17 protein-coding genes are annotated in these 17575 nt (G+C 72.7%); 9 read left to right on the top strand and 8 right to left on the bottom strand.

The window, feature by feature from the left end:
* Positions 1–30: 30 nt before the first annotated feature.
* Positions 31–1485, bottom strand: coding sequence for an argininosuccinate synthase (gene argG, locus OG956_RS01920; protein ID WP_330336153.1), 1455 nt, complete (start codon positions 1483–1485; stop codon positions 31–33).
* Between the two features lie 133 nt (positions 1486–1618).
* On the opposite strand from argG, the gene OG956_RS01925 reads away from it, so the two are divergent.
* The gene (locus tag OG956_RS01925) at positions 1619–2422 is read left to right on the top strand and encodes a DUF427 domain-containing protein (RefSeq protein WP_330336154.1); all 804 of its coding nucleotides are present in this window, start codon (positions 1619–1621) and stop codon (positions 2420–2422) included.
* Between the two features lie 55 nt (positions 2423–2477).
* Here the strand turns inward: OG956_RS01925 and OG956_RS01930 are convergent, their stop codons facing one another.
* The 3 genes from OG956_RS01930 to OG956_RS01940 form a co-directional block, all read right to left on the bottom strand.
* Complete coding sequence (locus tag OG956_RS01930) at positions 2478–3395, bottom strand: TIGR03564 family F420-dependent LLM class oxidoreductase (RefSeq protein WP_330336155.1); 918 nt, start codon at positions 3393–3395, stop codon at positions 2478–2480.
* A gap of 190 nt (positions 3396–3585) precedes the next feature.
* Complete coding sequence (locus tag OG956_RS01935; protein WP_330336156.1) at positions 3586–5244, bottom strand: penicillin-binding transpeptidase domain-containing protein; 1659 nt, start codon at positions 5242–5244, stop codon at positions 3586–3588.
* A 65-nt stretch (positions 5245–5309) separates the two neighbouring features.
* Positions 5310–5897 (bottom strand): TetR/AcrR family transcriptional regulator, encoded by a 588-nt coding sequence (locus tag OG956_RS01940; RefSeq protein ID WP_330336157.1) that lies wholly within the window; start codon positions 5895–5897, stop codon positions 5310–5312.
* 84 nt (positions 5898–5981) lie between these two features.
* Between OG956_RS01940 and OG956_RS01945 the strand changes: the two genes are divergently transcribed.
* Positions 5982–6905, top strand: coding sequence for an SDR family oxidoreductase (locus tag OG956_RS01945; RefSeq protein WP_330336158.1), 924 nt, complete (start codon positions 5982–5984; stop codon positions 6903–6905).
* 105 nt (positions 6906–7010) lie between these two features.
* On the opposite strand, the gene OG956_RS01950 is transcribed toward OG956_RS01945, so the two are convergent.
* Positions 7011–7745: a TioE family transcriptional regulator gene (locus OG956_RS01950; RefSeq protein ID WP_330336159.1), complete on the bottom strand. Its 735-nt coding sequence runs from the start codon at positions 7743–7745 to the stop codon at positions 7011–7013.
* 102 nt (positions 7746–7847) lie between these two features.
* Between OG956_RS01950 and OG956_RS01955 the strand changes: the two genes are divergently transcribed.
* The 4 genes from OG956_RS01955 (at position 7848) to OG956_RS01970 (ending at position 11791) form a co-directional block, all read left to right on the top strand.
* A complete protein-coding gene (locus OG956_RS01955) occupies positions 7848–9029 on the top strand; it encodes an erythromycin esterase family protein (RefSeq protein WP_330336160.1) in 1182 nt (393 codons plus the stop codon).
* Positions 9026–9424 carry an ACT domain-containing protein gene (locus tag OG956_RS01960; protein ID WP_330336161.1) on the top strand — a complete coding sequence of 133 codons (399 nt, stop codon included), beginning with the start codon at positions 9026–9028 and terminating at the stop codon, positions 9422–9424. Before OG956_RS01955 ends, OG956_RS01960 begins: the two co-directional genes overlap by 4 nt.
* A gap of 521 nt (positions 9425–9945) precedes the next feature.
* Positions 9946–10911 carry a MerR family transcriptional regulator gene (locus OG956_RS01965; protein ID WP_330336162.1) on the top strand — a complete coding sequence of 322 codons (966 nt, stop codon included), beginning with the start codon at positions 9946–9948 and terminating at the stop codon, positions 10909–10911.
* Between the two features lie 214 nt (positions 10912–11125).
* Entirely contained in the window at positions 11126–11791 is a 666-nt protein-coding gene (locus OG956_RS01970; RefSeq protein ID WP_330336163.1) for a hypothetical protein, read from the top strand.
* Positions 11792–11915: 124 nt separating this feature from the next.
* Here OG956_RS01970 and OG956_RS01975 read toward each other — a convergent pair whose 3' ends face one another.
* Positions 11916–12872 (bottom strand): hypothetical protein, encoded by a 957-nt coding sequence (locus OG956_RS01975; protein ID WP_330336164.1) that lies wholly within the window; start codon positions 12870–12872, stop codon positions 11916–11918.
* A gap of 89 nt (positions 12873–12961) precedes the next feature.
* Between OG956_RS01975 and OG956_RS01980 the strand changes: the two genes are divergently transcribed.
* Positions 12962–13486 (top strand): GNAT family N-acetyltransferase, encoded by a 525-nt coding sequence (locus OG956_RS01980; protein ID WP_330336165.1) that lies wholly within the window; start codon positions 12962–12964, stop codon positions 13484–13486.
* Here OG956_RS01980 and OG956_RS01985 read toward each other — a convergent pair.
* The gene (locus tag OG956_RS01985) at positions 13446–14660 is read right to left on the bottom strand and encodes an MFS transporter (protein WP_330342705.1); all 1215 of its coding nucleotides are present in this window, start codon (positions 14658–14660) and stop codon (positions 13446–13448) included. The two genes, OG956_RS01980 and OG956_RS01985, sit on opposite strands and share 41 nt — an antisense overlap.
* A gap of 56 nt (positions 14661–14716) precedes the next feature.
* Here OG956_RS01985 and OG956_RS01990 point away from each other — a divergent pair, with 56 nt between their 5' ends.
* Positions 14717–15319, top strand: coding sequence for a CGNR zinc finger domain-containing protein (locus tag OG956_RS01990; RefSeq protein WP_330336166.1), 603 nt, complete (start codon positions 14717–14719; stop codon positions 15317–15319).
* A gap of 340 nt (positions 15320–15659) precedes the next feature.
* Positions 15660–16409: an SDR family oxidoreductase gene (locus OG956_RS01995; protein ID WP_330336167.1), complete on the top strand. Its 750-nt coding sequence runs from the start codon at positions 15660–15662 to the stop codon at positions 16407–16409.
* 249 nt (positions 16410–16658) lie between these two features.
* Here the strand turns inward: OG956_RS01995 and OG956_RS02000 are convergent, their stop codons facing one another.
* Positions 16659–17504: an NAD(P)H-binding protein gene (locus tag OG956_RS02000; RefSeq protein WP_330336168.1), complete on the bottom strand. Its 846-nt coding sequence runs from the start codon at positions 17502–17504 to the stop codon at positions 16659–16661.
* Between the last annotated feature and the right edge of the window lie 71 nt (positions 17505–17575).

A 17575-nucleotide genomic window follows, 5' to 3' on the forward strand; every position in this document is an offset into this window, starting at 1 on the left:
TGTCCAAGGGTGTACGGCCGTCGAGCGGGATCAGTCGGTGCCGGACTCCATCGCGGCGCGGTCCAGCGCGGCGTCCTCCTCGGAGACCTCGCCGCGGGAGGCGATGGCCTCGGCGCCGCCCTCCGGCAGCTCCGGCATGGTGCCGATCAGCCCGGTCGCGGCCGCCTGCGAGGCGCCGATGGTGGGGCTGCCGGTGCCGATCAGTCCGAGGCCGACGTACTGCTCGAGCTTCGCGCGGGAGTCGGCGATGTCGAGGTTGCGCATGGTGAGCTGGCCGATCCGGTCCACCGGGCCGAAGGCGGAGTCCTCGGTGCGCTCCATGGACAGCTTGTCCGGGTGGTAGCTGAACGCCGGACCCGTGGTGTCGAGGATCGAGTAGTCCTCGCCGCGCCGCAGCCGCAGGGTCACCTCGCCGGTGATCGCGGCGCCGACCCAGCGCTGGAGCGACTCGCGGATCATCAGCGCCTGCGGGTCCAGCCAGCGGCCCTCGTACATGAGGCGGCCCAGGCGCCGGCCCTCGTTGTGGTACTGGGCCAGGGTGTCCTCGTTGTGGATCGCGTTGACCAGGCGCTCGTAGGCGGCGTGCAGCAGCGCCATGCCGGGCGCCTCGTAGATGCCGCGGCTCTTGGCCTCGATGATCCGGTTCTCGATCTGGTCGGACATGCCGAGGCCGTGGCGGCCGCCGATGGCGTTGGCCTCCATCACCAGGTCGACGGCGGAGGCGAACTCCTTGCCGTTGATCGTCACCGGCCGGCCCTGCTCGAAGCCGATCGTCACGTCCTCGGTGGCGATCTCCACCTCGGGGTCCCAGAACCGCACGCCCATGATCGGCTCGACGGTCTCGATGCCGGTGTCCAGGTGCTCCAGGGTCTTCGCCTCGTGGGTGGCGCCCCAGATGTTGGCGTCGGTGGAGTAGGCCTTCTCCGTGCTGTCGCGGTAGGGCAGGCCGTGGGCGACCAGCCACTCCGACATCTCCTTGCGGCCGCCCAGCTCGGTGACGAAGTTCGCGTCCAGCCAGGGCTTGTAGATCCGCAGGTTCGGGTTGGCGAGCAGGCCGTAGCGGTAGAACCGCTCGATGTCGTTGCCCTTGAAGGTGGAGCCGTCGCCCCAGATCTGGACGTCGTCCTCGAGCATCGCGCGCACCAGCAGGGTGCCGGTGACGGCGCGGCCCAGCGGCGTGGTGTTGAAGTACGCCCGCCCGCCGGAGCGGATGTGGAACGCGCCGCAGGTCAGCGCGGCCAGGCCCTCCTCGACGAGGGCGGCACGGCAGTCGACCAGGCGCGCGACCTCGGCGCCGTAGGTCTTCGCACGGCCCGGGACCGAGGCGATGTCGGGCTCGTCGTACTGGCCGATGTCGGCGGTGTAGGTGCACGGGACGGCGCCCTTGTCGCGCATCCACGCGACGGCGACCGAGGTGTCGAGGCCGCCGGAGAAGGCGATGCCGACGCGCTCGCCGACCGGAAGGGAAGTGAGGACCTTGGACATAGGAAGAGTATGCATCATTGCGCATGCCCATGCATAGCCCGGGTCCACGACCGGGTGAGTCACCCCGGTCCACCCTGGGTAGGAGGCGCCCCGTCCCGGAGCGCCCGAAGAGCGAAGAGAAGGAGTTGCGGCCATGGCCACGCTCAGCATCGCCCCGTCGTTGCGCACCACCCCCGAAGGGCTGCTCTGGGAGCCCAGTGAACGCTGGGTGCGGGGCCGGAAGGGCGAGGTCACCGTCGTCGACAGCCGGCACCCCGTCCTCGTGTGGGAGCCCGGCGTCCCCGTGCCGCTGTACGCCTTCCCGCGCGCGGAGGTCCGCGAGGACCTGCTGCGTCCGGCGCGGACACCGCTCCTCGGAGCGCACACCGGCTCGACGGTCTTCTACGACCTCGCGGTGGACGGCGCACTGCTGGAGAACGCGGCCTGGACGTTCCCCGCCGAGGACCTGGCCGGCCACATCGCCTTCGAGTGGTCCGGGCGCACCGGCCGGGGCCTGGACCACTGGTACGAGGAGGAAGAGGAGATCTTCGTCCACCCCCGTGACCCGCACAAGCGGGTCGACGCCCTGCCCAGCAGCCGGCACGTCGTCGTCGGGATCGGCGGCCGGGTCGTCGCCGACAGCCGCCGTCCGGTGCTCCTGTTCGAGACCGGCCTGCCCACCCGCTACTACCTCCCCCGCGAGGACGTCCGCCTCGACCTGTTCCACCCCGGCGACCACCACACCGGCTGTCCCTACAAGGGCACGGCCGTGTACTGGTCGTGGTGCGGGGGCGAGGCGGACGTCCCGCCCGACGTCCTGTGGAGCTATCCGGAGCCGCTGCCCGCGGTGGGCGCGATCAAGGGGCTGCTCGCCTTCTACAACGAGGCCGTCGACCTCACCGTGGACGGCGAACGCCTCCCGCGCCCGGTCACGCACTTCAGCAGGGCGCCGCACTGAGGACGGACGGCGCGGCCGGCCGCCGGCCCGCCCGGCGGTACCGAGGGCGGACGGCTCAGCCGGCCGCCAGCTCGCCCAGCAGTTTCCAGGTGCGGCGGCGGTCCGCGTCGCCGCCCAGGTCGGTCGCCGTGAACACCACCTCCGTCGCGCCGGCCTCGCGGTAGCGGCGTACCTCGGCGGCGACGGCGTCCTCGTCGCCGATGACGGCGATGTCGGCGGCCCGGGTGCCGCCGGACAGCTCGATCACGCGCTGATAGGACGGGAACCTCTCGTAGAAGGAGAGCGTCTCGGTCGCGGCCTGTCGCACCGCCTCGACGTCGGCGGTGACCACGCCCGGCACGAAGGCGACGATCCGCGGCGCCGGCCGGCCCGCCGCCTCGGCCGCCGCGGTGACGGCGGGCACGATGTGGTCGGCCAGGGCGCGCGGTCCCGCCAGCAGTGGCAGGATGCCGTCGGCCAGTTGGCCGGACACGCGCAGCGCCTGGGGTCCCATGGCGGCGACCAGGACCGGCACGGGCGGCTGGTCGCCCGGTACGGAGGCGGGCAGCGGGGTGGTGGCGGTCAGCAGCTCACCGTGGAAGTCCGCGCTGCCGGTCTCCAGCAAGGGACGCAGGGCGGTGAGGAACTCGCGGAGCCGGGCGACGGGGCGTTCGTACGGGATCCCGAAGCCGGTCTCGGTGAGGTGCTTGGTGCCGAGTGCGAGCCCGAGGTGGTAGCGGCCGGCGGTGGCGGCCTGGGCCGTCTGGGCCTGCCCGGCGACGATCAGGGGGTGCCGGCCGAAGACGGGGATCGCGGCGGTGCCGACCTGCAGGCCGGGCACGTCGCGGCCGACGATCGCCGCCAGCATCGGGGAGTCGTACGAGAAGGTCTGCCCGAACCACGCCGAGCGCAGTCCGGCCCGGTGGGCCTCGCGGGCGAGATCCACGACGGTGTCGATCGGGTCCTGGTGATGGAGCGCTACACCGATGGTCATGCAGGGGCAACGGGCGGGCCGTCACCGGCATTCCGCCCGCGGTACGGCACCTGTGCCGCGTACCGGTGCCGGACCGTTGACGGACCGTCCGGCGTTTCGGCGCCGGGACCACGACGGCTTCGCCCCCGCCCTGGTCACCGGGTGGGCCGGCGGGACGAGGACGCCCGCCGGCACCGAGGGGATCCGGGGGTCAGCTGCCGGTCAGCAGCCGGCGTACGACATAGCCCGCGGAGTCCACGCCCGAGCTGCCGCCCTCGACGAGTGCCGCGACCGAGATGCGCGCGTTGTAGGCGGTCAGCCAGCCGTTGGTGTGGTCGCCCTCCTCCGCGGTGCCGGTCTTGGCGCCCACGCCGGCCAGTCCGCCCAGTCGCGGAGCCGCCGTACCGCTGGTGGCCACGGTGCGCATCATCGACTGCAGATACCCGGCCGTGCGGGCGGAGATGGGCCGGGACGCCGTCTGCTGGTGCTGCCCGGGCAGGATGATCGGCTGCTTGAACCCGGCGCCCCGGACGGTGGCCGCCACGGACGCCATGAACAGGGGCGTGGCCGTGACCTTGCCCTGGCCGATGAACTGGGCCGCCTGGTCGCCGCCCTGGACGTCCGGCGGGATGCTCGGGTCGGTGGTGGCGACCCCGCCGCCGATGGACCAGTTGCCCATGCCGAAGACGCTCGCCGCCTCCTCGTGCAGGGCTGAGGCGTCGCCGTTGTTCACCAGGTAGTGGAAGCCGTCCTTGATGAAGGAGGTGTTGCACGACACCGTGAACGCCTGGGCCAGGGAGGAGCCGGGGTTGGCCCGCACTCCGGAGTCGTTGTGGAACAGCTGGCTGTTGGCCGTCAGCGAGTCGGTGCAGGGAGCCGGGCTGTTGGGCGTGAGTCCGGCCTTGTCGAAGAGGGCCGCCGAGGTGATGATCTTCATCGTGGAGCCGGGCGACTTGATGCCGTTGATGGCGATGTCCCCGTCGTCGCCCGAGTGTGCGAGGGCGAGGATGTGACCGTTGCGCCAGTCGAGCGCGACCGTCCCGGCGGGCTTCTGCTGCAGGTGGGCGTCGTTCACCGCCCGCTCGGCCACCGTCTGCAGGCCGGCGTCGATGGTCGTCCGCACCAGCGCCGGGCGGCCCTTGACGAAGACCTTCAGCGTCTTCACGCCGGCGCCGCTGCCGTCGACCACGGCCACGCCCGTGCCGGGCTTGCCGCCCGTGGGCTCGGCGTGCTCGCCGATCGTGGCCGCGATGTCCCTGAGTGAGGTGAAGCCGGACAGATCGGTCTTGCCGTCGCTCGCGACGACCTTCGCGGGCGTGGCGTCGGACGGCAGCGTGCCCGCGGTCAGCGACTGGTCGTCACCCAGGCCCGGGTAGAGCACCGAGTTGTTCCAGTGGACCGCCGAGCGGCCGTTGGTGCTCTTCAGCACGGCCACCGCGCTCGGGTAGCTCCAGGTGCCGCCCGCGACCTGAGCGGTGACGTCGAAGGTGACCTTGGTGGCGCCCGGCGTCACCGACGAGGGACCCACGGACACGACGTGGGTGAACGACAGCTTCTTCAGGTGCAGTCCGTCGGCGTACGCCCGCAGCGCCTGGGAGGCGGTGGCGGGTACGTCGGTGTCGCCCGCCGCGCCGTCCAGGTGCCGACGGGACCAGTCGTCCAGGAAGGCACGGGCTCGCTTCACCGCCTCGGCGTCCGAGGGCGGTGTGCTCGACACGGCCGACGAGTCGAAAACGCGCGCGTCCTGGGAGTCTCCGCCATCCGCAGAGCCCGAGGTCAGGCCGTGCACGATGTTGTAGGTACCGAGTCCCCCGAGGGCGAGCAGCGCGGTGCAGGTACCGGCGAGGCCGATCTTCACAGCTCTGTTCATGCCAAGGATCGTATGTACGTTCCATGTAAGCGCGTGTCGATCTCCGGTGGATCGTTACCGGAACGTCAAGCAAGGGCGCCGGGAACGCGCAACTCCGAGGCCACCGCCTTCAGTTCGGTCAGCGACTCCCGGATCAGCTGCCGCATCGGGCGTTCCTCGCCCGGCGCGATCCACCGTTCGAAGGCGACCTTGAACACGGCGACCCCCGCCTCGGCGGCCAGACTCGCGGCCGGCTCGGCGACGCCGCGTCCGCGCAGGGTGCCGGCGAGCGCGGACGCCATCGACGCGAGTTTGATCAGCTCCCGCTCCCGCAGTTCCGCGTGCGCCGTGATCACGGCATGCCGCCGGCGCGCGTGCTCACGCCGGTCGGTGAACACCTCGGCGACGGAGTCCAGTCCGGCGGCCAGCGCGTCGAGCGGTGCGGCGGACGGCGGCGCGTCGGCGACCGTCCGCACGATGAGCGCCTCCAGATCGGCGGAGCCGGAGAAGAGCACCTCCCGCTTGTCGGCGTAGTGGCGGAAGAACGTGCGCTCCGTGAGCCCGGCCCGCTTGGCGATCTCCGCCACGGTCGTCTGCTCGTACCCGTGCTCCGCGTACAGCTCCAGTGCGGCCTTGGCCAAGCGTCCGCGCGCGTCCGGCTGCCATCTACCCATGCCGCGATCCTACCGGGATGACAGCGACTGACATCAGGTGTAGCGTCTATGTCAGTCACTGACATCGAGTGTCTGGGGTCTTCCATGCGCATCTTCGTCACCGGCGCCTCCGGCTGGATCGGATCCGCCCTCGTACCCGAGCTCCTCGACGCCGGCCACCAGGTCGTCGGGCTCGCCCGCTCCGAGGCCTCCGCCGCCGCGCTCGTCGCGGCGGGCGCGGAGCCCGTGCGCGGCACCGTCGACGATCTCGACGTGCTCCGGGACACGGCCGCCGCGTCGGACGCCGTGATTCACCTCGCCTTCAAGCACGACATCGCCTTCAGCGGCGACTTCAAGGGCGCCGCCGAGGCCGACCGCCGCGCCGTCGACGCCTTCGGCGCCGCGCTGGCAGGCAGCGACCGTCCCTTCGTCCTGGCCTCCGGCCTGGCCGGCCTCGCGACCGGGCGGACGGCGACCGAGCAGGACATGCCCACCGTGGACGGCTCACACTTCTCGATCCGCGCCGCGACGGCACAGCAGGTGCTGTCGTTCGCCGAGCGCGGTGTCCGTTCCTCCGTGGTCCGGCTCTCGCCGACCTGCCACGGCGACGGGGACAACGGATTCATGGCGGCGCTGGTCGCCACCGCCCGCGCCAAGGGTGTCTCCGGCTACATCGGCGACGGCGCCAACCGCTGGCCCGCCGTCCACCGACTCGACGCCGCGCACCTGTTCCGCCTGGCCGTCGAGCGGGCCCCGGCGGGTTCCGTGCTGCACGGGGTCGCCGAGGAGGGCGTCGCGATCCGCGATGTCGCCGAGGTGATCGGCCGGCACCTCGACGTGCCGGTGGTCTCCGTGGCGCCGGAGGACGCGCCTGAGCACTTCGGCTGGCTGGCCGGGGTCGTCGGCCTCGACTTCGCGGCGTCGAGCACGCTGACCCGCGAACTGCTGGACTGGAAGCCGGCTCACCCGGGCCTTCTCGAGGACCTCGAGAAGGGGCACTACTTCCGGGCCCCGGCCGACGCCGCCTGACGGGGACTCGCCGTGCCCCGCTCGACGCCGGACGCGCCCCCCTTCGTTGCGCCCTGCTCGGAGGCCGAGTCGAGCCCGCCGTGAAGATGGCGTCGGGTGACGGGTTCAGGAACCGTGGGTGCGGCTTCCGGTGTCGAGGTGAGCCAGGTAGGCGTGCAGGCGGGTGGCCGCGTGCAGCATGGCCAGGCCTCGATCCGTGAGCGTGCGCTGCCAGGTCTCCAGGGAGGCGGCGAGTGCGTCCGTGCCCCCGGCCGTACGGATCTGGCCGATCACGGTGGCGATGTGTCCGAGCGGCTGGCCTCCGCGCCGCAGGAGGTGCGCGAGTTCGGCGTCGCGGACGTCGTCGGCGCGGAAGACCCGGTGCCCGGTCGCCGGATCCCGGTCCGGGGTGAGGATGCCGGCGTCCTCCCAGTTGCGCAACGTGGCCGGTGTGACGCCGAGTTGGTGGGCGAGTTCGCCGACCGTGCGGGTGCCGGTGTCGCGGGCGGGCGCGGGGGCGGGCGCCGATCCCGCCGTCAGGTGCGTCACCGCTGTGCGTACCGCGGCGAGGGTGTCCCGGTCGCGGAGCAGCTGGCCGTGGCCGCGGTCGACGAGCGTCAGGGCGTCGTCGAGTGCGTCGCGGTGCAACGCGTTCATGATCTGGCCGGCCGTCGCGTATCCGTACGCCGGTACGAGCGAGAGGTAGGCGCGGAGCGCGGCGGCGTGCACCTCGGTGTAGATCCGGTAGCCGCTGCGGGTGCGCTCGGCGGCCGGGATGAATCCGTGCCGCTCGTAATTGCGCACGGCCTGCGTCGAGATGCCGTGCTCGCGCGCGAGATCGGTCGGTCGCAAGGAGATCACCGGTTGAGACTTTGTCGCAGCTTCTGGCCGCGTGCGCGGCATATCCGGCCACTGTAGCGCCCCGAAGTCTCAACCGTCCTTTCAAGGATACGCTTGAGGTCCATGAGTCAGGACATCCGAGACTTCGTGACCCCCTCGTGCGACCTCTTGGCGCTGGGCGAGCCGACCCACCGGGAACCGGCCTTCGGGCGGATCAGGAACGAACTGCTCCCCCGGCTGGCCGCGTGCGGATTCCGGTCGATCGCCCTGGAGACCGACCGCGTGGCGGCGCTCGCCGTCGACGACTACGTCCAGGGCGGAGCCGGGGACCTCGACGCGGTCATGCGCGAGGGCTTCTCGCACGGCTTCGGGGACCAGGAGGCCAACCGGCGGCTGGTCGGCTGGATGCGCGAGTACAACCGGCACCGGCCGCCCGAAGAGCGGCTCGCCTTCCACGGCTTCGACGCGCCGATGGAGACCATGAGCGCACCGAGCCCCCGGACCTTTCTGGAACACGCCCGCGACTATCTGGGCCTCCGCCTCGACATCGCGGGCCTCACCGGCGACGACGCCCGATGGAGCCGACCGGAGGCCGTCCTGGACGCCGCCATGTCACCCGGCGCCACGCCCGAGGCCGAGCGGCTGCGGTCGATCGCCGACGACATGCTCACCACGCTCTACGCACGCGCCCCGCAACGGATCGCGGCGACCTCGCGCGACGAGTGGTTCAGGGCCAGGATCCATCTCACCGCCGCCCTGGGCCTGTTGCGCTACCACCGGCAGTCGGCCAGGCCCCTCGGGCGAAGCGCCCGGATAGCCGGTCTGGCAGCCGTCCGGGACGCGCTCATGGCCCAGAACCTCCTCGACATCCGCGGCATCGAGGAAGAGCGCGGGGCGACGCTGGTCTTCGCGCACAACCACCATCTGAAGCGAAGCCCCAGCATCTGGGGGGAGGGAGACCTGGCCGTCGAGTGGTCCGGCGCCGGCGCCATCGTGGGCGCGCTCCTGGGCCCACGGTACGTCTGCGTCGCCGGCAGCCTGGGCCGCAGCGAGGTCCTCGGACTGGGGGATCCCGCCCCGGACACGTACGAGGGCCTGCTCCAGAGCCGTATCCCCACCTGGGGTCTGGCGGCGGCCACCGCTCCCCCGGACGCCCGCACCCGGACGGACACTCGTCCCGAGCAGGCCTACTTCCCGCTCGACCGGGCGACACTCGAAGCGGTGGACGCCGTCCTGCATATCGGCGAACCCTCCCACCCCGCCTCCCCGGGGAGCGGCCGCACGGACCGTAGTGTGGGTCCGTGACCGGCGAGACCGAACTGCAGACACTGCTGCGCGACCTGCGCCCGGAGCTGAATCCGGGCCGCTATGTCTTCACCACGGCGGAGGGCGGGGTGCCCTCCGGTGTCACCCCGGTGGTGACGGTGGCCGAACAGGAGGGGCTGACCCTCGTCGTGCCGCAGGCGGAGGCGGACGCGGCGGGCATGGCGTACGACTATGTGGCCGGCTGGATCACCCTGCGGGTCCACTCGGCGCTCGCCGCCGTGGGACTGACCGCCGCGGTCTCCCGCGCCCTCGCCGACGCCGGCCTGAGCTGCAACGTCGTCGCCGGCTTCCACCACGACCACCTCTTCGTGCCCTACGAGGACGCCGAGCACGCCGTGGAGATCCTGCGGCGACTGGCGCAGGACTCTTCCTGAACCTGCCCTCCCCGTACGCGCGGTCCGGGGCCATCGTGGAGCGATGACAGAGCACCGCTTCGGCACGACGAGGACCACTGGGAGATACAGGTCGTCGTGTCGCTCCGGGGCCGCTCGGTCCTGCGCCCCGTGGCCGCGCTCGGTCTGCTGATGTTCCGCCGACGGCTTCCGCGAGGCTGTCGCCGGCACGGTGGACAGGACAGCCCCGGTGGGGAACGAGACCGTGCCGAACACCCTTGCCCTGGACCCGGGCGGGCTGCGCAGACACATCCTGGACTCGGCCGCCTCACCACCGGGGGAGGCGCACCAGTGACGGCACATCCGGCCGGCAACAGGCCTGGATCACCTACGGCCCACGGCAGTTCGCCGACGGCCACTCGCCCGCCTCGCGGTACCGGACGGCCTCGGCCGGGGATTCCGGCCGGGCGTGGGACCGGGTGGCGGCCGCCGTCCCGTCGCCCCGCCCACCCTTGACCTTGCCCCCGTGGGCAGGGTTTAGCGTGGTGGCCGAGGTGATCGGAATGAGGATCGGTGAGCTGGCGGGTCTGGCCGGGGTGACGACGAAGGCCGTGCGGTACTACGAGTCGCTGGGGCTGATAACGCCCGCGCGTCTCACCAACGGCTACCGGGACTACGGCGAGGACGACGTACGCCTCGTGCGGGAGATCAGGACGCTCCACCGGCTCGGTATCCCCGCCGAACGCACCCGCCCCTTCCTCGAGTGCCTGGCGGCCGGGCGCGCACACGCGGACGACTGTCCCGCCTCCCTCGCGGGGTACCGCGAGGCCATCGACGAGCTGACCGGGCGCATCGAGGCGCTGACGGCCCGCCGCGCGATGCTGATCGCCAGTCTGAACGCCGCGGCCCACCGCGGGAGCCGGGTGGCACCGCCCGCCAAGAGCGGTACCGGAGGCATGGATTACCTGACGCTGCCCGCGGACCTGCCCGAGCCCGAGGACGACGGCGCGGCGGACCACCTTCCCGGCACGAAGGCACCGAGCCTCACCCTGCCCGACACGGCGGGCCGCAGGGTCCGCCTGGACACACTCGGCCCCCGCCGCACGGTCGTCTACGTCTACCCGCTCACCGGCCGCCCCGGCACCGACCTGCCCGAGGGCTGGAAATCCATCCCCGGCGCCAGCGGTTGCACCCCCGAGTCATGCGGCTTCCGGGACCACTTCCACGACCTCCTGGAAGCCGGCGCCGGCCGCGTCTACGGGCTGTCCAGCCAGGACACCGACTACCAGCGGGAGGTCGTGGAGCGTCTCGGGCTGCCCTTCGACATGCTCTCCGACCCGGCACTCGAAGTGGCCGGCACGCTCGGTCTGCCCACGTTCGAGGTCGACGGGATGCGGCTGTTCAAGCGCCTCACGCTCGTCCTCCGCGCCGGTGTGGTCGAGCATGTCTTCTACCCGGTCTTCCCGCCGCACGAGCACGCCCAGCAGGTTCTGAACTGGCTTCGGGAGAACCCGATCTCACCCCTGTAGTGGCTCTCGCGCATGGCACCGGAGACGGGTGACACATGGGAGCGGCCGCGCAGCGGAACGGCACACCTGCGCGCCACGCACAGGATTCACGCAGTGAAAACCGCCAAACCATCCGTATCATCCATGTGTCGGGGGATCCGCAGGACAGCTTCCGCTCCGCGCTCGCCGCGACAGCAGGCAGCGGAGCGCACCCGAGTCGCGATTGGAGCCACAGATGCCCGAACCCACCGCACCCGTCACCGAGTTGGCGTCGCAGTACGTCAGCCAGGTGACCAACGACCTCGAGCACAACGTCAAGGAACAGGAACGCATCACCGCCGAGATCCAGGCGCTGCAGGAGCAGTTGGCCGCGCTGCAGCACGACCAGACCATCCTGGTGAACATGCGGCAGGCCCTCGGTGTCGCGGCCTCGGCGGGGGCAACGGCCCCGGTCGAGGGAGCGGTCGTACCGGCCCCTCGCAAGAAGTCCACCACCGCCACCGGTCCGCGCCGCGCGCCCAAGAAGTCCGCACCCGAGCCGGCCGAGCGCAGGAAGCAGCCCGCCAAGAAGCCCGCGGCGACGAAGTCCGCGGCGAAGAAGGCGCCTGCGAAGAAGGCGTCCGGTCAGGCGGCTCAGCCCACCCTCATCGAGCTCGTCCGCCGCCATCTCGCCGAACAGCAGGAGCCCCGGTCCGCGGCGGAGGTCGCCGAGGCGCTGGGCAAGGCGCATCCCGACCGGGAGATCCAGACCAAGGTCATCCGCACCACGCTGGAGAACCTGGTGGCCCGCAACAACGCCCAGCGCAGCAAGCAGGGCTCGTCCGTCTTCTACACCGTCACCAGCGCCTCCGAGCCGGCGCCGGAGAACACGGAGAAGTCCCCGTCCGACGCCGCCGGATGAGCCGTCGCCGCATCGCCCCGTCCCGCAGCACCGAGTGTCACGGGGTTCCGGACGGGGCGATCCTGGGGCTATTGCCGCCTGGCAGGGACTAATTGACAGTCCGTCAGCAGGACGGGGGCCCCGCTCAGGTCCCGGCGGTGGCCTTCTGGCGCGTCGTCTCGAACTCGGTCACCGGATCGCCGCCGGCCTGCCACGGCCAGGCCGTGACCACGCCGCCGATCGCCTCGAACACGTCACGCGCCTCTGCGCGCCGGTCCGCGGCCACCAACGCGTAGGCGAGGAGGTTGAGATCGGCAAGCGCCTTGGCGTGCCGGAGGAACCCCGGCTGGATCCAGGAGTGCGCGGCGCGGTCGAGGGCCTGCGCGGCGGTGACGTGGGACCAGTGGTTCCGCGCGACCAGCGCCTCGACTCCGCCGCGGTCGAGAATGGAGTGGTACTGGTCGACCTGGGCGGTGAGTTCGGTGGCCACGCAGGGCGCGTTGGCGGGCACACGGGCGCGCAGGGTGTCCACGAACTCCAGCACCTGGATGCGCGAGCCCCCCTCGTCCGGGCTGAGGTAGGACAGCATGTTCAGATAGGCCTCGCGGTTCCAGCGATCACGCGCGAGCACCTCGTTCCACACCGCGAAGACGTCGGCCTGCCGGCGGCGTTCCAGACGCGCCAGAGCGAGGAGGGCCACCCAGGGGGTGGGGTCTTCGGGGGCGAGTTCGGCGGCGCGCAGACACATCTCGACGGTGCCGGCGGGGTCCTCCGTACGCCCCTGGGCGCGGGCCTCAGCGACCCGGGTCCAGGCCTGCAGCACGAGCGCGTCCACGTTGCCGGGCTCACGGGCGGCCCACGAGCGCGGCAGATGCGATCCGGCGAGGTATCCGGCCAGGACGTCCAGGCGGTGCGTGCGGCGGTCCCAGTCGCCCGGATCCTGTTCCAGGAGGCGGGACATCTGCGCCACGCACAGCTCGGTGGTCGCGATGGTGCCGGTCCTGGTGGTCGCCACAAGGGACTTCAGCAGCTTGCCCAGATCCTGGTCGTCCAGCTCAGGAGCGAGGCGGGCCCTTCTGCGGCGGCTGGAGAGAAATGCCATGCCCGGAGGCTAGAGGGAATCGGCGGGCGCACAAGGGCTGGGCCGAGATCGTTATGGTTTACACGTACAACTTGCCTATATTCCGTGTCATGCCCGAGATACAGCTGCTCCGCCCGGCTCATGCTCCCGCGCTGCTCGCCTTCGAGACGGAGAACCGGGCCTATTTCGCGGCGTCCGTCCCGGACCGGGGCGACGACTACTTCGCCCGTTTCGACGAGCGGCACCGCGCCCTGCTCGCCGAGCAGGAGACCGGGGCCTGTTACTTCCATGTGGTGGTCGGCGCCGAGGGCGAGGTGCTGGGGCGGATCAATCTGGTGGACGTCACGGACGGCGGCGCGGATCTCGGGTACCGGATCGCCGAGCGGGCCGCGGGCCGGGGACTCGCCACCTGGGCCGTGCGGGAGATCTGCGTCCGAGCAGCCCGCAGTTACGGGCTGAGGGAGCTGCGTGCCGCGGCCAGGGTCGACAACGCCGCCTCGCGGGCCGTGCTGGCGCGCTCGGGGTTCACGGTCGTCGGCGAGACGACGCTGTCCGGCCGCCCCGGCCTGACCTACGTCCGCTCTCTCGCGGATGTCACCGCCGCTGCCGGTTCGCCGGTCGCCGGTCAGGGGTGATGCGGGTCCGGGCACGGCGAGGCAGGCGAGCGTCCGGTACGGCGAGGCAGGCGAGCGGTGCGAAGGCGGCCACCCCCGCTGCCGTGGCCAGGGCGCCGGGCAGTGACCAGGTGGCGAGCGGGCCCGCGAGCGCCGCGCCCGAGGCGAAGGCGGTGATCTTCAAGCTGGCGCCCATGGTGAAGATCTGGCCGCGCAGATCGTCCGGAGCCTCCCGGTGCCGTACCGCGAACAGGGCGGTGAGCTGCGGTCCTTCGCCGATCCCGGCCAGCAGCAGGGACAGGACGAGCGCGGCCGGACGGGCCGTCGCCGCCAGCGCGAAGGCGCCGGCCTGGATGAGCGCTCCGGCCCGGATGAGCGCGTCGGGGGCGACGGACCGCGGGAAACGCGCCAGTACGGCGTTGGCCGCCAGCGCGGAGACGGCGGCGCACGACAGCAGCAGCGTGCCGCGTCCGGCTGCGCCGAGGGCGCGTTCGCCCAGGAGCGGGAGGCAGGCCGTCAGCATGCCCTGCGCGGCACAGCACACCACCGAGGTCAGGGTCGCCCGCGCCAGCCGGGGGTTGTGCACGATGACCCGCACTCCGGCGGCCAGGTCGCCGATCAGCGGCCCCTGCCGCGCTCGCCGCTCCTGCGGGCGGCGGGCCGGCAGGGTCCAGGCGGCGGGTGCCGCCGAGCCGATCAGCGCCGCCGACACCACGACGGCGGTCGAGGCCCCGAGCGCCTCGGCCAGGCCGCCGGCGAGGACCGGACCGGTCAGGCTCGCCAGGCCGAAGGTCATGGCGTCGAAGGCGTTGGCCCGGGGCAGCCGGTCCCCGGGCACCACCCGTGGCAACTGTCCCGTCCAGCCCCCGGACAGTGCCGGGCCCAGCAGTCCGGTCAGTACGGCGACGACGACGGTCACGGTGAACGGAAGCCGGCCCAGCCCCGCCAGGACCGACACCAGCCCGGCGGCATAGAGGGCGAGCGTCGCGGCCAGCAGCCGCCCGGGCCGCCGTCGCCGGTCGAGGACCGCGCCGAGCACCGGACCGCCCGCCGCCGCGGCGGCCGTGATGCCCGCCAGCAGCGCCGACGCCCGGGCCGCCGAACCGGCCACGGCGTAGCCCGCCAGCATCAGCGCCGGTCCTGACATCTCGTCACCGACGCGGGCGACCACGGCCCCCGCGAAATAGCACACCATCGCGTAACGCCTTGTCACGGCCACGACGTTACGCAGGTAACTGAAAACTGCACAATATGCGTTACAGTGCGCGGGTGTCCCCCAGCAGCGATGCCGACTGGTCCACCCGGCACTCCGTCCTGGCCATGGCCCGCCGCACCGCCGCCCTGGCCAACGCCCTCACCGAGGAGCGCCCGGATCCGGGCCGGGTGGCGGACGTGCTCCGCGCGTACGGCGAGTCGGGCGCCGTGCACCTGACCGCCCGGGATGTCACCGAGATGCGCGAGGCAGCGATGCGGCTGCGGGAGGTCTTCGCCGCGGAGGACGCCGACGAGGCCGCCGTCGCCCTCAACCGGCTGCTGGGCGCGCGCACCGGGCCGCTCCGCCTCACCTCGCACGGCGGCGGCACGCCCTGGCATCCCCATCTCGACCGCGACGACGACGCCCCCTGGGGCGAGTGGTTCCTCGCCTCGTCCTGCCTGGCCCTGACCGTGCTCGTCTGGGACCGCCAGCTCCCGCCGGGCAGGACCTGTGCGTCCGCCGCCTGCCGGAACGTCTTCATCACGCAGGGCCCCGGCCCGGAGCGCCGCTACTGCTCACGGCGCTGCGCGACCCGCGAACGCGTCGCGGCCCACCGCCGTGCCCGCGCGGGCTCGGCCGGGGTGGCCTCGGACCGGTAACCGGCCGGGCTCAGGGCGCTCCTGCCGGTGCGCGTCATCACCGGAGTGCACGTGCAGCACCACCGGGTCCAGACCATCAGGGGGTCCCCGGGCCTTGCTCGCGTGGCGGCCCGTCAGCCGAGAACCGTAACCTGGCCCAGCTGGAAGGGGCAGGGCATGCAGGGGCGCGCCGCGGTCCAGGGCGCGCGTCGACGGCGCCACCGGCAGGCCGTACTTCGAGCGGTCGTACGCGCCGGCGAATTCCGTCGATGCCCGGAGCCGCCCCCCTCGCTGCCGCCCCGGCCAGGTCGACGTCCGTTCGCCGCCGGTGTTCCTCGCGCCTCGCCGCTGAGATGGAGGCATGACTTCACACGCAACGCTTGACGGCAAGAAGGCCCTGGTCACCGGCGGCAGCCGTGGCATCGGTGCGGCGGCGGCACTGCGCCTGGCGCGCGAGGGCGCGGATGTGGCGGTGACGTATGTGCACGGCAAGGAGGCGGCCGAGGACGTGGTGCGGGCCGTCGAGGCCCTGGGGCGGCGGGCGGTCGCCCTGCGCGCCGACGCCGGGGACGCCGAGGAGGCGGCGAGCGCGGTGGGCCGTGCGGCCGAGGTGCTCGGCGGCCTGGACGTGCTGGTGAACAACGCGGCCGTCGGGCTGATGCGCCCGGTGGAGAGCCTGTCGGTCGCCGACGTGGACCGGCTGATCGCGGTGAACATCCGCGGCATGTTCCTGGCCGCCCAGGCCGCCGCCGCACTCATGACACCGGGCGGCCGGATCATCACCGTCGGAAGCTGTACGACCCATCACACGCCGGGTCCCGGCGGCACCCTGTACGCGATGAGCAAGTCGGCCGTCGTCGGACTGACGAAGGCGCTGGCCCGCGAGTTGGGCGGGCGGGGGATCACGGCGAACGTCGTGCATCCGGGCCCGACCGACACCGACATGAACCCGGTGGACGGCCCGTTCGCCGACGCCCAGGCGGCCATGACGTCTCTCGGCCGGTTCGGCACGACCGAGGAGGTGGCGTCCGCCGTGGCCTATCTCGCGGGACCCGACGCCGTGTATGTGACGGGGGCAGAACTCGCGGTGGACGGCGGGTACACGGCCTGAGGGAGCGGGACGCGCCAAGCCCTCGGACGGTGTGCCCCGCCCGGCCGGGTCGGGAACGTCGCGGTCCGTCGGCGTCCACCGGGACGGCGCGTGGTCGGTGGGGCGGCCATGGCCGTCGTCCCTCTGGTCTCGAGCGCGGGGCGGCACAGGCACGCGGCGGCAAGGAGACGACGTCCGGGCGCCGGAATCCGTCCCGTGTCCGATGACGGCCGGTGGTGCCCGGGTACGCGCGTACCCGGGCAGGACCTGCTAGCGGAATTCCGGAAGGTTGCGGGCGACCCACCCGGCGAAGGGGCCGGCCGGGCGGCCGAGGACCGCCTCCACGTCGGGGCTGATCCGCTGCTCGGCCGGGAGCGGGGCACCGAGGAGGTCGAGCGTGCCGGCGGCGACCTGGTCCGGCATGAACCGTGCCATGCGGGCCTGGGCGTCGGCGCGGGACAGTTCCACGAAGGTCACGTCCTCACCCAGGGCCTCGGAGATGTCCGCGGCCTGCCGGCGCGGGCTGATCGGCTCGGGGCCGGTCAGCTCGTACACACGGCCGGCGTGGCCGTCCTCGCGCAGGGCGGCCGCGGCGACCGCGGCGATGTCCGCCGGGTCGATGACGGGCAGCGGCACGTCGCCGAACGGCGCGAAGACCGTGCGCTCGGCGCGGACCGTCTCCGCCCACGCGAAGGCGTTGGAGGCGAACCCGGAGGGCCGCAGGATGGTGAAGTCCCGGCCCCAGGCGCGCACGGCGGCCTCGAACTCCCGCAGCCGGGCGTGCGAGGGCGCGTCGGGGCGGGTGGCGCTGACCTGTGAGGACACGAGGACGGTCCGCTCGACCCCGGCCTGGGTCGCCGCGTCCAGCAGGGCCGTCGGGCTCTCGCCCCGGTGGTTGAGTTCGCCGCCCAGCACGAGGAACAACGCTCGCGCGCCTTCGAGGGCGGGGCGCATGCTCGCGGCCTCCCCGGTGTCGGCCCGAGCCCATCGGACACCGGCCGGAGTGCCGGCGGTGCGGGGCTGCCGGGACACGGCCACGACCTCCTCGCCCGCCGCGGCCAGCAGGTCGACCAGCGTCCGCCCGATGTTGCCCGTGGCGCCCGTCACCGTGATCATCGCGTCCCCCTTGTTAGTTAGTTGACTGACTGAGAGGACCGTAGCACGTCCCCATCGGCGGCTGTCTATAG

The sequence above is a fragment of the Streptomyces sp. NBC_00557 genome (genome assembly GCF_036345995.1).
GTDB lineage: Bacteria > Actinomycetota > Actinomycetes > Streptomycetales > Streptomycetaceae > Streptomyces.

Excerpts from the sequence above, each read along its gene's own strand:
- argG (WP_330336153.1), bottom strand. The coding sequence starts at position 1,485 with ATGTCCAAGGTCCTCACTTCCCTTCCGGTCGGCGAGCGCGTCGGCATC.
- OG956_RS01925 (WP_330336154.1), top strand. The coding sequence starts at position 1,619 with ATGGCCACGCTCAGCATCGCCCCGTCGTTGCGCACCACCCCCGAAGGG.
- OG956_RS01930 (WP_330336155.1), bottom strand. The coding sequence starts at position 3,395 with ATGACCATCGGTGTAGCGCTCCATCACCAGGACCCGATCGACACCGTC.
- OG956_RS01935 (WP_330336156.1), bottom strand. The coding sequence starts at position 5,244 with ATGAACAGAGCTGTGAAGATCGGCCTCGCCGGTACCTGCACCGCGCTG.
- OG956_RS01940 (WP_330336157.1), bottom strand. The coding sequence starts at position 5,897 with ATGGGTAGATGGCAGCCGGACGCGCGCGGACGCTTGGCCAAGGCCGCA.
- OG956_RS01945 (WP_330336158.1), top strand. The coding sequence starts at position 5,982 with ATGCGCATCTTCGTCACCGGCGCCTCCGGCTGGATCGGATCCGCCCTC.
- OG956_RS01955 (WP_330336160.1), top strand. The coding sequence starts at position 7,848 with ATGAGTCAGGACATCCGAGACTTCGTGACCCCCTCGTGCGACCTCTTG.
- OG956_RS01965 (WP_330336162.1), top strand. The coding sequence starts at position 9,946 with ATGAGGATCGGTGAGCTGGCGGGTCTGGCCGGGGTGACGACGAAGGCC.
- OG956_RS01970 (WP_330336163.1), top strand. The coding sequence starts at position 11,126 with ATGCCCGAACCCACCGCACCCGTCACCGAGTTGGCGTCGCAGTACGTC.
- OG956_RS01975 (WP_330336164.1), bottom strand. The coding sequence starts at position 12,872 with ATGGCATTTCTCTCCAGCCGCCGCAGAAGGGCCCGCCTCGCTCCTGAG.
- OG956_RS01980 (WP_330336165.1), top strand. The coding sequence starts at position 12,962 with ATGCCCGAGATACAGCTGCTCCGCCCGGCTCATGCTCCCGCGCTGCTC.
- OG956_RS01985 (WP_330342705.1), bottom strand. The coding sequence starts at position 14,660 with ATGGTGTGCTATTTCGCGGGGGCCGTGGTCGCCCGCGTCGGTGACGAG.
- OG956_RS01990 (WP_330336166.1), top strand. The coding sequence starts at position 14,717 with ATGCGTTACAGTGCGCGGGTGTCCCCCAGCAGCGATGCCGACTGGTCC.
- OG956_RS01995 (WP_330336167.1), top strand. The coding sequence starts at position 15,660 with ATGACTTCACACGCAACGCTTGACGGCAAGAAGGCCCTGGTCACCGGC.
- OG956_RS02000 (WP_330336168.1), bottom strand. The coding sequence starts at position 17,504 with ATGATCACGGTGACGGGCGCCACGGGCAACATCGGGCGGACGCTGGTC.